This window comes from Neisseria sp. HMSC073G10, from assembly GCF_001812605.1.
GTDB lineage: Bacteria > Pseudomonadota > Gammaproteobacteria > Burkholderiales > Neisseriaceae > Neisseria > Neisseria subflava_A.
The window spans coordinates 1-13,061 of record NZ_KV809495.1; the positions used below are offsets into that span (position 1 = coordinate 1).

13 protein-coding genes and 1 pseudogene are annotated in these 13,061 nt (G+C 50.5%); 1 reads left to right on the top strand and 13 read right to left on the bottom strand.

The window, feature by feature from the left end; translation table 11 throughout:
• Positions 1-174: 174 nt before the first annotated feature.
• Positions 175-987, bottom strand: coding sequence for a cytochrome C assembly family protein (ccsA, locus tag HMPREF2865_RS01700; protein WP_070645236.1), 813 nt, complete (start codon positions 985-987; stop codon positions 175-177).
• 182 nt (positions 988-1,169) lie between these two features.
• On the opposite strand from ccsA, the gene ffh reads away from it, so the two are divergent.
• On the top strand, positions 1,170-2,540 hold the full coding sequence (gene ffh, locus HMPREF2865_RS01705) for a signal recognition particle protein (RefSeq protein ID WP_070645238.1): 1,371 nt from the start codon (positions 1,170-1,172) through the stop codon (positions 2,538-2,540).
• Positions 2,541-2,642: 102 nt separating this feature from the next.
• On the opposite strand, the gene HMPREF2865_RS01710 is transcribed toward ffh, so the two are convergent.
• The 12 genes and pseudogenes from HMPREF2865_RS01710 to tsf all read right to left on the bottom strand — a co-directional run bounded on the left by HMPREF2865_RS01710 (position 2,643) and on the right by tsf (position 12,965).
• Entirely contained in the window at positions 2,643-2,942 is a 300-nt protein-coding gene (locus HMPREF2865_RS01710; RefSeq protein WP_079453970.1) for a hypothetical protein, read from the bottom strand.
• A 141-nt stretch (positions 2,943-3,083) separates the two neighbouring features.
• Positions 3,084-3,779, bottom strand: coding sequence for a thiol:disulfide interchange protein DsbA/DsbL (locus HMPREF2865_RS01715; protein ID WP_003749428.1), 696 nt, complete (start codon positions 3,777-3,779; stop codon positions 3,084-3,086).
• A 170-nt stretch (positions 3,780-3,949) separates the two neighbouring features.
• Positions 3,950-6,061: pseudogene (locus HMPREF2865_RS01720) on the bottom strand (TonB-dependent receptor).
• A gap of 166 nt (positions 6,062-6,227) precedes the next feature.
• A complete protein-coding gene (locus HMPREF2865_RS01725) occupies positions 6,228-6,761 on the bottom strand; it encodes an alpha/beta hydrolase (RefSeq protein WP_070645239.1) in 534 nt (177 codons plus the stop codon).
• A gap of 10 nt (positions 6,762-6,771) precedes the next feature.
• On the bottom strand, positions 6,772-7,116 hold the full coding sequence (locus tag HMPREF2865_RS01730; protein WP_070608462.1) for a hypothetical protein: 345 nt from the start codon (positions 7,114-7,116) through the stop codon (positions 6,772-6,774).
• Entirely contained in the window at positions 7,103-7,882 is a 780-nt protein-coding gene (locus HMPREF2865_RS01735) for an exodeoxyribonuclease III (RefSeq protein ID WP_003684015.1), read from the bottom strand. Before HMPREF2865_RS01735 ends, HMPREF2865_RS01730 begins: the two co-directional genes overlap by 14 nt.
• A 44-nt stretch (positions 7,883-7,926) precedes the next feature.
• Positions 7,927-9,240, bottom strand: coding sequence for an amino-acid N-acetyltransferase (gene argA / locus HMPREF2865_RS01740; protein WP_070645241.1), 1,314 nt, complete (start codon positions 9,238-9,240; stop codon positions 7,927-7,929).
• Positions 9,237-9,632 (bottom strand): MJ0042-type zinc finger domain-containing protein, encoded by a 396-nt coding sequence (locus tag HMPREF2865_RS01745; RefSeq protein WP_039862294.1) that lies wholly within the window; start codon positions 9,630-9,632, stop codon positions 9,237-9,239. Before HMPREF2865_RS01745 ends, argA begins: the two co-directional genes overlap by 4 nt.
• A gap of 99 nt (positions 9,633-9,731) precedes the next feature.
• On the bottom strand, positions 9,732-10,373 hold the full coding sequence (gene pyrE, locus HMPREF2865_RS01750) for an orotate phosphoribosyltransferase (protein WP_003682682.1): 642 nt from the start codon (positions 10,371-10,373) through the stop codon (positions 9,732-9,734).
• Positions 10,374-10,542: 169 nt separating this feature from the next.
• The gene (gene rlmH / locus HMPREF2865_RS01755; protein ID WP_003749419.1) at positions 10,543-11,013 is read right to left on the bottom strand and encodes a 23S rRNA (pseudouridine(1915)-N(3))-methyltransferase RlmH; all 471 of its coding nucleotides are present in this window, start codon (positions 11,011-11,013) and stop codon (positions 10,543-10,545) included.
• Positions 11,014-11,174: 161 nt separating this feature from the next.
• Positions 11,175-11,894 carry a UMP kinase gene (gene pyrH, locus HMPREF2865_RS01760; RefSeq protein WP_003708812.1) on the bottom strand — a complete coding sequence of 240 codons (720 nt, stop codon included), beginning with the start codon at positions 11,892-11,894 and terminating at the stop codon, positions 11,175-11,177.
• A 216-nt stretch (positions 11,895-12,110) separates the two neighbouring features.
• A complete protein-coding gene (tsf, locus tag HMPREF2865_RS01765; RefSeq protein ID WP_002223203.1) occupies positions 12,111-12,965 on the bottom strand; it encodes a translation elongation factor Ts in 855 nt (284 codons plus the stop codon).
• Between the last annotated feature and the right edge of the window lie 96 nt (positions 12,966-13,061).

The window sequence follows — 13,061 nt, forward strand, 5'->3', positions numbered from 1 at the left end:
GTCAACACCTTTCGCAAAATTATTTTCAGAAATTCAACCACCGCCCTGTTTTAACAGGGTTTTTATTTTATAAAAAACACAATCAATCTTTCTACACTATCCAAACATACAAAAAATACAAACTAAAGGCCGTCTGAAATAGTATTTCAGACGGCCTTTTTGTATGGTTTCTATTTATCCAATACGGTGCAGGATAATTTCTAGGACAAATTTACTGCCCACATAGGCAAAAATCAGACTGACAAATCCGACAATAGTCCAAACTGCGGCTTTTTTACCCCGCCATGCGGTCATGCTGTGTTTCAACAATAATGCGCCATAAATCAGCCACGACATAATACTGAAGATGATTTTATGCGTGAAGGTCATGGGTTTGCCGAAAACGGCTTCGGCAAAAAACGTACCGCTGATAACGGAATAGGTCAATAAAACGAATCCTGCCCACATGCCTTGGAACATGAGTTTTTCTAAACTCAATAATGGCGGCAAGAAGCTGACCAATGCGGAAAAACGGCGTTTGTGCAGATTGCGGTCGAGCAAAAGGATCAGGATGGCAAATAAGGTAACGATGCCAAACAGTCCGTATGCGAGCAATGATGATGCGATGTGCGACAGCGGCAATAAGTCTACGATTTGACGACCTGAAAAATCCCCTGGGAAGAGGAAACCCAATAATAAGGTCAATGCGGCGCAGGGATACAATAAGAGTTGCACTCCGCGCAGACAATAAAAGAAGCTGCCCAAGCAGTACATCATCAGCATCAGCCAGACTATCAGACTGAGCGAATAGCCGAAACCGGTAATCAATACCCTATCCTGCAATACTGGGAACATCAATGCTGCGCCATGTACCAATAATGCGCCGCTCAAAATCAGCAGCTCGGTTTTCAGCGGGTAAGACTTATTATTGTGCTTTTTATGTTGCAACCAGGAAAATGCGCCCAATCCGGCATACACCAGCATAAGGCAGATTAAGACAATCGGCATAAATATCTTTCTCAATAGACATGTGAACACTAGACGGACAGCCGGCAGGGTTTCAGACGGCCTTGGTGTGCGTGTTTGTGTTCTTGAAGCATAACTTCGGACTATCGTGTAAAATAATCCGAATTTTATTTTAACAAAGAATGCCCTGTATTGGGCAGCTATTCTCATTATCAAGGATAAGTATGTTAGACAACCTGACCAACCGCTTCAGCAAGGTACTTAAAAATATTCGCGGCCAATCAACGCTGACCGAAGACAATATTAAAGAAGCCTTGCGCGAGGTTCGTCTTGCCCTGCTGGAAGCCGACGTTGCATTGCCCGTCGTTAAAGAATTCGTCAACACAGTCAAAGAACAGGCCCTTGGCCAAGAAGTCGTCGGCAGCCTAACGCCTGACCAAGCCTTTATCGGCGTGGTCAACCAAGCCTTAGTCGAACTGATGGGCAAGGAAAACAAAACACTGGATTTGTCGGTTTCACCGCCTGCCATCGTTTTAATGGCCGGTTTGCAGGGTGCCGGTAAGACAACAACCGTCGGCAAACTCGCCCGCCTGCTGAAAAACGATCAGAAGAAAAAAGTTTTGGTGGTATCCGCCGACGTTTACCGCCCTGCCGCGATTGAACAGCTGCGCCTGTTGGCCGAACAGGTCGGCGTGGACTTTTTCCCATCCGATACCAACCAAAAACCGGTTGAGATTGCAACTGCCGCCGTCGATTACGCCAAAAAACATTTTTACGATGTCTTGATGGTCGATACCGCCGGCCGTTTGGCAATCGATGAAGAGATGATGAACGAAATCAAAGCGCTTCATACGGCGGTCAACCCGGTTGAAACTTTGTTCGTTATCGATGCCATGTTGGGTCAGGATGCGGTGAACACTGCTCAGGCATTTAATGAAGCCCTGCCGCTGACCGGTGTCGTATTGACCAAGATGGACGGCGACTCGCGCGGCGGTGCGGCATTGTCCGTACGCCATGTAACCGGCAAACCGATTAAATTTATCGGTGTCGGCGAAAAAATCAACGGCCTCGAACCTTTCCACCCCGACCGTCTTGCCAGCCGTATCCTCGGCATGGGCGACGTATTGACCCTGATTGAAGACGTTCAAAAAGGTATTGATGAAGAAGCCGCCGCCAAAATGGCGAAAAAGCTGCAAAAAGGCAAAGGCTTCGACCTCAACGACTTTAAAGAGCAAATCCAACAGATGCGCAATATGGGCGGCTTGGAAAACCTAATGTCAAAAATGCCTGGCGAACTGGGTCAAATATCGAAACAAATCCCCGAAGGCACGGCTGAAAAAGCGATGGGCAAAGTAGAAGCCATCATCAACTCGATGACTCCAAAAGAACGCGCCAACCCTGCCCTGCTCAAAGCCAGCCGCAAACGCCGTATTGCAATGGGCGCGGGTACGACCGTGCAGGAAGTGAATAAATTGCTCAAACAGTTTGAACAAATGCAACAAATGATGAAGATGTTCAGTGGCAACGGTTTGGGCAAACTGATGCGTTTGGCCAAAGGCATGAAGGGAATGAAAGGCATGTTCCCAGGTTTGTAAGCTAATTTTACAGAAAACGCCGTCTGAAAAGTTTCAGACGGCGTTTTTATTTTTACTCTAGCAAGAATTACTATTCACATATAACTATGAAATCTATTCCTTTTAAGGATTTTCATAGCGTACCGATGCCTCTTCCAACATTTCCCATTGGCCACCACTACCATGGTAGGTTTCGGCACCAAGACTGAAAACGGCATTGCAGTGCGTACATTGAAAATAATGTACCACGAAATCGTTCCAACCATATATGTCACGATTACCCTGAGAATCAGTATGGGTAATGTAACCGCTATTGGCAATGGTTTTAGCAAAATCAAGGCTGGGACCATAAACTTTGGCGTAGGCTGGGGTAATGTCGATGAGCGTGCCGTCTGCTAAACGATCAGAGGCTCGCAGTAACATTTGCGATAATTCTTTCGGAACCCTGATACGAACGGTAGGTCGCAGGTCAGAACAGTAATCACACATTGTTTGGATCTTTCAGCATAGTAAAGGAAAACGAAGTGGAAGGAGCGCGAAATCCTTGCTTATTCAATCCTCAACTTATTGCGGCTTTTTCTGCTCTTCGCGTACTTTGTCCACTAACTGGTCAATCGTGGTCATGCCGGACTGCCAGTCTTTAAATTCAACTTGGTATTTGCCGCCGACGATAACGGTTGGTGTACCGCTGATTTGGAATTTATTGGTCAACTCTTCCATTTGAGCCGCACGCGCTTGGCTTTCGGGCGCTTCAAATGCAGCCAATACTTTTTTACCGTCAAACGCGGTTTGCTCGGACAACCATTTTTTCAGGGTATCGGTATCGGCCAAGTTAATTTTTTGGTTAACCATCGCATCGAAAATATGGCTGTTGGCTTTATCTGATTCACCGGCCATTTCCACTGCGGCCGCCAAACGTGCCAAAGGTTTCATTTCATCACCCCACACGACATGCTCCCGGCGCATATAGGTATCGTCTTTAAACGTTTTGATGTGCTCGCTCAAAACCGGCTCAAGATGGGCGCAATGCGGGCAGAAGTAGCCGAAGAATTCCAATACTTCGATTTTGCCGGCCTGCTGTTGCGGAATCGGATTGGACAATACGGTGTAATTGACACCTTCGGTCAATGCGGCAGGGGCTGCCGGAGCGGATGTGTTGCTTTGGGCGCTGTCTGCCGGAACGCTGGTTTCCGCCTGTTTGCCGCAAGCGGCCAATGCCAACAGGGTCAATGAAGTCAAAGCTAAGGTTTTCAGTTTCATAGGTATCTCTTTACATTCAAATCAATGGGCGGATTTTATGGCATTTTGTTGGAGGTGTGTTCGATTTGAGTGAAAAAATGTGTTTAGTTTTATTTCAACCTTTATAAAAGGCCGTCTGAAATATGGCTTAGATCATAGCCTTATTTTCAGACGGCCTTTGCCTGATTTCATCAGAAACGGTAATTTACCCGGGAAGTATAGCCGCGCGGATTACCCGGCATGGCATCCGAACGCCAATATTTTTGATTGAACAGATTGCCGACGGCGAAAGTGAGGTTCAGGTTTTTGCGGTTCCAGCCGAGCATGGCGTCGGTTCGGACGAAGCCGGGAAGCGTGGTGACTTCTTTGTTTCTTGAATCGTAGCCGTAGCGTTTGCCCGTACCGGTTACGCCGATTTCGCCGTAGAGGTTTTCGGTCGGCGTGTAACGGAAGAACAGGTTGCCAGTAACGTTGCTGGTGTTGTCCAAATGGATGCCCAAGCGGTCGGGATTTTCTTTGTCTTCAACGACTTTCGCCTGCATCACGCCCAACGAACCGCGCAGGTAGAGTTTTTTGGGGATGATTTGTCCGATGGCGGACAGTTCCACACCGCGCGAACGGTGTTTGCCGCCGACAGCCCAAGTGTAGGGATCATTTTGCGCGTCGGGACGGTAGCGGATATTGAAGCGTTCGATTTGGTAGGCGGACAATGTGGTGCTGAGGCGGTCGTCCAGCCAACTGCTTTTCACGCCGGTTTCGTATTGGCGGGTGTATTCGGGATCGGCGTTGAACACGGCGGAAGACGAAGTGTCGATGCTCAAATAGCCGTCGCGTCCGCCATAAGGTGCGAAGCCTTTGTTATACGAGGCGTAGAGCGTGTGGGCAGGCGTTACGTTCCACACTGCGCCGATGTTGGGGCTGAACGAATGGCCGCTGTATTGACGGCTGCTGCCGGTGAGTTTGTTTTCGGAATTAAAGGTGTATTTGTCGTAACGGCCGCCGAGGACGAATTTCAAGTCGGGCGTGGCGGAGAAGATGTTTTGCACAAAGATGCCGTAGGAGTCGGCTTTGTGGCGGTTTTGGGTGAGGACGGGTTGCAGCCTGCCCGAAGCCGGCCAGCTTGCGCGGTCGTAGGGGTTGATGGAGGCTGTAAAGGCGCGGCTGAAACCCAATGTCGGGTTGCGGTGTTCGCGGCTGTAGTCCATGCCTACGGTCAGGTGGTTTTCAAAACGCCCAATGTGGTAGTCGCCATTGAGCGTGAAGTTGGACGACAGGGTTTTGTTGTCGGTCTGCTGCCAGGCGTAGTTGCGCTTGATGCGGATGCCGTTTTCGCTGCCTGCATAGAAATGGTCGAAATCCTGCGCCGCCGTACGGTGGGCGAGCTGCCATTGGGCACGCCATTTGTCGTTGAAGGCGTATTCAAGATCGGAACGCCAGACTTGCAGCTTGTCTTTGACAAAATCGTTCGGGTGAGCAAAACCCATGCGATAAGGCAGTCCGAAGCGGTCGTACACGGACTTGGTCGGGCTGCGGTCGGGTGTGCGCTCCACATTGTCATAGGTGTATTGCCCCGTCCATTTCAAGCCGTTGTCGAGTTTGACGGTAATGCTGGGCGAAACCATGACGTTTTTGCTGTCTATGCCGCTGCGGAACGAATTGGCGCGCCCGACTTCGCCGGTGAGGCGGATGGCGACGTTTTTGTTCAGCACTTCGTTGATGTCCATATTCAAGCTGCGGTTTGCCCACGAGCCGTAAACCGCTCCGATGTTGCGGCTTTGTTTGAAGTTGGCGTATTTGCTGACCATGTTGATGACACCGCCGCCGTTGGTACGCCCGTAAAGCACGGAGGACGGGCCTTTCAGGATTTCCACGCGCTCGATGTTGGCGGTGCTGCGGCGCACTTGTCCGCTTTCGCGCACGCCGTCGCGGTAAATATCGGATGCATCGGCTTGGAAGCCGCGCAGGAAAATGCTTTCGCCGCGCATATCGTAGGCAGCGTCAATACCGGCGTTGCCTTCGAGGATGGAACTCAAATCGTTCGTGCCGTAATTTTTGTTTTTCTGGATATTGAGCGTATCAACGGTTTGCGGCGTTTCTTTGATGAGCTGTCCGTTGCGGGTAACGGCGGCTTCGTCGTAATTGATGTAGCCTTTGAGTACGCTGGTGTCGGACTATCCGACCACGGTAACGGTGGGTAGGGTGGCGGTGTAATGTTCACCATTGTCCTGCGTATCGGCGGCAGCGACAGGGAAGGAAGCAATAATCAACGTGGGTAATAAAGCTAAATGAAATGGTATTTGCATTTTTATACTCAATTTAACGAAACAACCGAATTATATTGCCTCATAAAAGAAATGAGAATAGTTTCTTTTAATTATATTTAACATGATATTTGCAAACAAAGGCCGTCTGAAATACATATAGGTTTCAGACGGCCTTCGTTTATTAATATTAATAGATACTGCTACACTACTTACTCAACAACATTTCCTGCATCAGCTTCATGCCCCATTGCCAGCCGCCGAGTGCGCCGTTTAACTGGCCGGAATGCGGCGATTGAAGCAGACGAGCGTTCCACCGGTCGGCCTGCTCTTGCGCCCAATCGCGTGGCGTGCCGTTTGTTTCGGCGATAACCAACGCTGTGCGGCAAGGGCAGCGGACACGTTGGAACGTATGGATTTCGTCCTCGGGAAAAGCTTCTGGGCACGGCGAGACCAAAATAATATTGGTCAGGCGTTTTTGCGTCATGATGTCGGCTTGGTACAACCATGCCAAAAATGCGGACACGCCTGCACCATGAGCCACGACGGCAATATTTTTGCTGACGATATGGTTGAAGGCCGTCTGAATGGCGTGTTGCCATTCGGAAATGGTTTGCTGACTATCGGCTTCGGCGGTTTGAACAATCGGATAGCTGACCGCCCAGCGGTCTATCCACATTTCCGCTTCATCCGCATCACGTATCAGAAATAGTGCCATTTCTTCGAGTTCGAAGCTCTGCATTTCAGACGGCCTATTTGAGCAAGTCGTTAAGTGTAAATGCAATCAGCAATGCAGCAGGCACGCTGAGGATGGCACAAGTTGCCAGGCAAAGTACGATGTTAGCCACCAGCCGCCAGCCCTTCCAAGCAAAGCATTTGGCCGCAATCAGCAGGCAAGGCAGGGAAAACAGCAGCCATACCAACGCCCAAGTCGGATTGGCCTTGGTCGGGGCAACCCAGCCGGACATCCGCGCCAACATAAACACCGCCCACACCAGCATAGGCAATACAAATGCCGCCACGACCCACGCCGCGCCTACGCCGGTTTTGCCGTTTATATTCCAATCATATTTACCAAAAACCTTATTCGGCAACATAGTCATACTCCACAACTAAAGGGGCGTGATCCGAGAATTTCTCGTCTTTATAAACATGTGCGGAAACGGCTTTGGCGGCCAACTCCGGCGTAACCATCTGATAATCGATGCGCCACCCGACATCTTTCGCATACGCTTGTCCGCGGTTGCTCCACCAGGTATAGCCCGGCACATCGGGATAAAGTGTGCGCCACATATCCGTCCAACCGAGTTTGTGGATGACTTTGCCTATCCATTCGCGCTCTTCAGGCAAGAAGCCCGAATTTTTCTGATTGCCCTTCCAATTTTTCAAGTCGATGTTTTGGTGGGCAATATTCCAGTCACCGCAGACGACGATGTCGCGCCCTTCGTTTTTCATGGCTTCGAGCATGGGATAGAACGCGTCCAAAAAGCGGTATTTCACTTGTTGGCGCTCTTCCGCGCTGCTGCCGCTGGGCAGATACAGCGAAATTACCGACAACTTGCCGAAATCGCAACGAACAAAACGGCCTTCCCTGTCAAATTCTTCAATGCCCATGCCGATTTGCACATTGTCGGGTTTGCGTTTGCTGTACACCGCCACGCCGCTGTAACCGCGCTTTTCGGCGCAATGCCAGTAGCCGTGCATACCGTGCGGATTTTTCATATCGTCTGACAGGTCAGCTTCTTGAGCTTTCAGTTCCTGCACGCAGACAATGTCGGCACCGGAAGCGGCGATGTATTCATAAAAACCTTTTTTATAGGCAGAGCGGATGCCGTTGACGTTGGCAGAGATGATTTTCAACATAAGATTTGGGTAATTTTTAAAAACGGATAATAGATTGAAGTTTTTCAGACGGCCTGCAAGTCATAAACAAATACTTTGGAATTGCGGCCGTTGGCATTATATTCCTGCCGGCGTTCGGCAGGCAGGTCATCGGCTGAGGCCGTCTGAAAGCCCCGTTCGACAAACCATTCGCCTGTATGTGTGGATAAGGCGAAAAGCGTTTTGATATTTAAGGCGCGTGCTTTTTGAAACAGATGTTCCAACAGCAATTCGCCATAGCCGCCATCGCGTGCTTCGGGCGACACCACCAGACAGGCCAATTCGCCGCAGTCCGGTTCGGAAAAGGTTTTCAACGCCACGCAGCCGTAAATGTTTTGATCGTGTTCCAATACGGAAAAACTGGAAATATGGTTTTCCAAATACTCGCGGCTGCGGTGTAACAAGATGCCTTGTTCCGCCAGAGGACGGATTAAGGCGATGATGTGCGGAATGTCGTCGCTGCGTGCCTGACGGATGGAAACAAACGGCTCACGCGCAATAGATGTACCGCTGCCCTCGCGGGTAAACAGCTCGCGCAACAGGCTGCCGTCTTCACGGCCGTTGAGAATCTGCACCCGCGATACGCCGTTTTCCAACGCGCCTACCGCCGCATGCAGCAAATCGGCCGGCGCATCGGGATTGTCGTGTATCAGTTCCTGCACTTCGCCGACAGACAAAGTATTGGCCAACGAGCCGTCGGCACGACAAATACCGGCTTCTTCGGTCAAGAAAACCAGTTTCTCCGCCTGCAAAGCCATTGCCACTTCCTGCGCGGTTTCGCACATGCTCAGATTGAAGGTTTTGCCGCTGTACGAATGCCCCAAAGGACTGATCAGCACCACCGCGCCGCCATCCAAACGCAAACGGATTTCTTCCGCGTCGATTTTGCGGACGGTACCGGTATAGCCCATGTCCACGCCGTCGATAACGCCCAACGGACGGGCGGTAATAAAGTTGCCGCACGCGATAACCGGCGGCTTGCTCCGTTGCGGTGCGGATACGCTGCTGAACAAGGCGGCTTCGACATCGCTGCGGATAATTCCCGCCACCTGCTTCACTTCCATCAGGGTCGCTTCATCGGTAATCCGTCGGCTGCCGCTGTATTGCGGAACAAAATCCCGACCCGAAGCCAATTTGTCAAGCAAATGCCGCGAACCGTGTACCAAGACCAAACGCAAGCCCAAGCTGGCCAACAGGTTCAAATCTGCAGCCAAACGAATCAAGGTTTCGCCTTCCAACAAGCTGTCGGTCACGCCGACCACCATGGTTTTGCCGCGCAAATACTGGATATAGGGCGCGGCCTCGCGAAAGCTGGCGACAAAATGGGCGATGGCACTCATAGCAGGGCAAGATAAAAGAGTTGCATAATCAAAACCGTCAGCGCAATCAGCGATGCCAACGTCCAGTTGAAACCGTCCTTGCGCGTTTTGACCGCTGCCTGCTCTTCCGCCTTGGGCTCTTCCTTGAGCGCGCTATTGAGCAAATCGGAAATTTCTTTGCGCGAGAGTTTGGAGTGTTTGAGGATTTGCGCGCCGATGTTATGCACGAGGCGCACATCCGTTACCGCCACAGGCAGATGGGCCGGATCGGCCGGCAGGTTGCCCGACAGATAATCCTTGGCCTTAAACATCCCCGAACAACGCGTGCAGACCACGAAACCCTGCGCCACGTTCAACTGGGCATCTTTCACCCAATGCGGTGTTTTACAATGAGGACAAGAACAAGCAGGCATGAGTATTTTCCGTAAGTGTATTGAATCAAAAATATATTTTAGCTAATGCTTCAGGCCGTCTGAAACAGTTTTCAGACGACCTGAGCATAATGTTATGGTTTAAACCGCGCCGTAACGTTCGCGATAGGCTTTGACCGGCTCGAAGAAGCCGCCAAATTCGGCATTGTTTTGCAAGAGCGTGAACAAGTCGTTCAAGTTGGCAATCGAAACCACCGGCAGGCCGTATTGTTTTTCAACTTCCTGCACCGCCGACAATTCGCCCGTGCCTTTTTCCATGCGGTCGAGCGCAATGGCCACTGCGGCAGGCGTTGCGCCTTCGGCCTCAATCAGTTTGACCGACTCGCGCACGGATGTACCAGCGGAAATCACATCATCGATAATCAGCACGCGGCCTTTCAAAGGCGCGCCTACCAACACACCGCCCTCGCCGTGGTCTTTGGCTTCTTTGCGGTTGTAGGCAAACGGTACGTTTACGCCTTTTTCCGCCAACATCATCGCTGTTGCCGCCGCCAAAATAATGCCTTTATAGGCCGGGCCGAACAGCATGTCGAACTTCACGCCGCTGGCAATAATGGCCTCGGCGTAAAACTTCGCCAGCTGCAAAGTCGATGCGCCGTCATTGAACAAACCGGCATTGAAAAAATAAGGCGACTGACGGCCGGCCTTGGTCGTAAATTCGCCGAATTTCAACACGTTTTGTGCCAAAGCGAATTTGAGGAAGTCTTGACGGAAATCGGACATTTGGGTTCTCCCGAAAGATGTTGATTTATCAAAGAAACGATTATAAAGGATTCATGCGGAAAAATCAGGCCGTCTGAAAGCAGGTTCAACTCGCTTTAAACCGACTTGCCCTATTCCCTTTCAAACTGACAAGGCGACATTACCGTCTTATCCCGGCAATCAAAACGGATTATTCCCGATGATACGGATGATTGTGCAAAATCGAAACGGCGCGATAAAGCTGCTCGGTCAGTAAAACGCGCACCATGCCGTGCGGCAAGGTCAGGCTGGAAAGGCGCATCATCATATTTGCCTGCTGTTTCAAACGGTCGGTCATGCCGTCTGCGCCGCCGATAATAAAGCAGACGTGTTCGCCGTTTTGCTGCCAGCTTTTCAAATGTTGCGCCAATTCAACCGAAGTCGGCGCTTTGCCGCGCTCGTCCAATACCACCAAAAACGCGCCCTGCGGTATGGCTTCCAACAGGCGTTTTTCTTCAGCCACCATGCCCTGAGCCGCATTCACACCCGCGCCGCGTTTCTCTGGCTTGATTTCTTTCAGCGCATAATTGACATCGCGCCCGAAGCGTTTGGCGTACTCGCCGACGGCTTCATCCACCCAACGCGGCATTTTCGTGCCGACAGCCAAGACGGTGATATTCATGGAGTATCCTTTGTTATCGAATTGTCGGTTGGGCACTATGGTCAAGCAAGCCCTTAACCTTTTCAAACCATGAGCCAATGACCACGCAACCGACTGAAAATAAAAGGCCGCCTAAAAGCCGAATGTATCCCGTTCGGCTGTTTCAGACGGCCTTTCAATGATTAGCAGTGAACCAGTGTACCTTCGTTTTCGCCGGTTACCACGCGTTTGAGTGAGCCTTCTTTAGCAATGCCGAATACCACGATATTGAGTTTGCGTTCGCGGCAGAGGGCGAAAGCGGTGGCATCCATCACTTTGAGATTCTTCAACAAGGCTTCGTCAAAAGTAATGGTTTCGTAGCGTGTTGCAGATGGGTCTTTTTTCGGGTCTGCGGTGTACACGCCGTCGACGTTGGTGGCTTTGAGCATCACGTCGCAGTTCATTTCCGCACCGCGCAATGCAGCGGCAGTGTCGGTCGTGAAGAACGGGTTACCGGTACCGGCGGCGAAAATCACGACTTTGCCTTCTTCCAAATATTGAATGGCTTTAGGACGGGCGTAAGTTTCAGCGATTTGTTGCATGGAAAGTGCGGATTGAACACGCGCTTTGATGCCCAAGGTTTCAAATGCGTCTTTGAGTGCCAACGCGTTCATCACGGTTGCCATCATGCCCATGTAGTCGGCAGTGGCGCGGTCCATGCTGCCTGCTTGTGCAGATACGCCGCGGAAAATGTTACCGCCGCCGACAACGATACCGACTTGCACGCCCATTCTCACGATTTCGGCAATTTCGCCGACAGTTTGAACGATGGTATCGTGATTGATGCCGAATGGATCAGAGCCCATCAGGGATTCGCCGGAGAGTTTCAGTAATACACGTTTGTATTTGATTTGCTGTGTCATGGGATACCTTGCTTTCTTGAATGTCGTCGGTCGGAGTTGGGCCGTCTGAATTTCAAACGGTCGGATTACAATGATATGGTGTGTCGTTCTATTATTGTTTTGTTTTCAGACGGCCTTTATATTCGGTCGTCTTAAAATAGGTACCGTAAACGGTTTTCTCAAAAAAAAGCACCCTGATTCGTTTGGAATCTAGGTGCTTTCTTTTTCATAAGTGCCTTACACTTTAGCAGCGGCAGCAACTTCGGCTGCGTAGTCAACAACAGCTTTCTCGATACCGTCGCCTACTTTGTAGCGTACGAAGCTGATCACTTCAGTGCCGTTTTCTTTAGCGAATTGGGCAACAGTTTGGTCAGGGTTCATCACGAACGCTTGGCCGTTCAGAGTGATTTCAGCCAAGAATTTGCGGATACGGCCTTCAACCATTTTAGCGGCGATGTCGGCAGGTTTGCCGGAAGCGATAGCTTGCTCGGTGTAGATGTGGCGTTCTTTTTCAACGGTTTCAGCATCTACTTCGGCTTCGCTTACGCATTGTGGTTTAGCGGCAACGATGTGCATACCGATTTTGCGTGCTACGTCTTCAGAGCCTTTATACTCAACCAATACGCCTTCGGTAGCCAAAGCACCGTGGATGTAGGCAACCAGTTGGTTGGCAGTGTCAATCACTTGGAAGCGGCGAACAGACATGTTCTCGCCCAATTTAGCGATGATGGCTTTGCGTTCTGCTTCAACCAGTTCGCTCAGCTCTTCAACAGAAGCCGGTTTTTTCTCGGCAGCAGTTTTAGCAACGAAGTTGGCAAATTCTACGAAGCCGGCGTCTTTAGCAACGAAGTCGGTTTCGCAGTTTACTTCAACCAATGCACCGACATTGCCGTTGATCGCGTAAGCCAATACGCCTTCGGCAGCAGTACGGCCAGCCAGTTTACCGGCTTTCGCACCAGATTTAATACGCAGGATTTCTTCGGCTTTGTCGAAGTTGCCTTCAGCTTCAACCAAGGCTTTTTTGCATTCCATCATGCCCAGGCCGGTAGCGGCGCGCAAGTCGGCAACCATTTTTGCAGTAATTTCTGCCATTTTGAATCTCCTAGATTTTTGGGAACACGGCCATTGCCGTGTTTGGAAATAGTGGCCGTCTGAAACGGATTTCAGAACGGGATTTGAGAAAAGGGG

Bases quoted from the DNA above. Each gene is read 5' to 3' on its own strand.
- ccsA (WP_070645236.1), bottom strand. From the start codon at position 987: ATGCCGATTGTCTTAATCTGCCTTATGCTGGTGTATGCCGGATTGGGC.
- ffh (WP_070645238.1), top strand. From the start codon at position 1,170: ATGTTAGACAACCTGACCAACCGCTTCAGCAAGGTACTTAAAAATATT.
- HMPREF2865_RS01710 (WP_079453970.1), bottom strand. From the start codon at position 2,942: ATGTTACTGCGAGCCTCTGATCGTTTAGCAGACGGCACGCTCATCGAC.
- HMPREF2865_RS01715 (WP_003749428.1), bottom strand. From the start codon at position 3,779: ATGAAACTGAAAACCTTAGCTTTGACTTCATTGACCCTGTTGGCATTG.
- HMPREF2865_RS01725 (WP_070645239.1), bottom strand. From the start codon at position 6,761: ATGCAGAGCTTCGAACTCGAAGAAATGGCACTATTTCTGATACGTGAT.
- HMPREF2865_RS01730 (WP_070608462.1), bottom strand. From the start codon at position 7,116: ATGTTGCCGAATAAGGTTTTTGGTAAATATGATTGGAATATAAACGGC.
- HMPREF2865_RS01735 (WP_003684015.1), bottom strand. From the start codon at position 7,882: ATGTTGAAAATCATCTCTGCCAACGTCAACGGCATCCGCTCTGCCTAT.
- argA (WP_070645241.1), bottom strand. From the start codon at position 9,240: ATGAGTGCCATCGCCCATTTTGTCGCCAGCTTTCGCGAGGCCGCGCCC.
- HMPREF2865_RS01745 (WP_039862294.1), bottom strand. From the start codon at position 9,632: ATGCCTGCTTGTTCTTGTCCTCATTGTAAAACACCGCATTGGGTGAAA.
- pyrE (WP_003682682.1), bottom strand. From the start codon at position 10,373: ATGTCCGATTTCCGTCAAGACTTCCTCAAATTCGCTTTGGCACAAAAC.
- rlmH (WP_003749419.1), bottom strand. From the start codon at position 11,013: ATGAATATCACCGTCTTGGCTGTCGGCACGAAAATGCCGCGTTGGGTG.
- pyrH (WP_003708812.1), bottom strand. From the start codon at position 11,894: ATGACACAGCAAATCAAATACAAACGTGTATTACTGAAACTCTCCGGC.
- tsf (WP_002223203.1), bottom strand. From the start codon at position 12,965: ATGGCAGAAATTACTGCAAAAATGGTTGCCGACTTGCGCGCCGCTACC.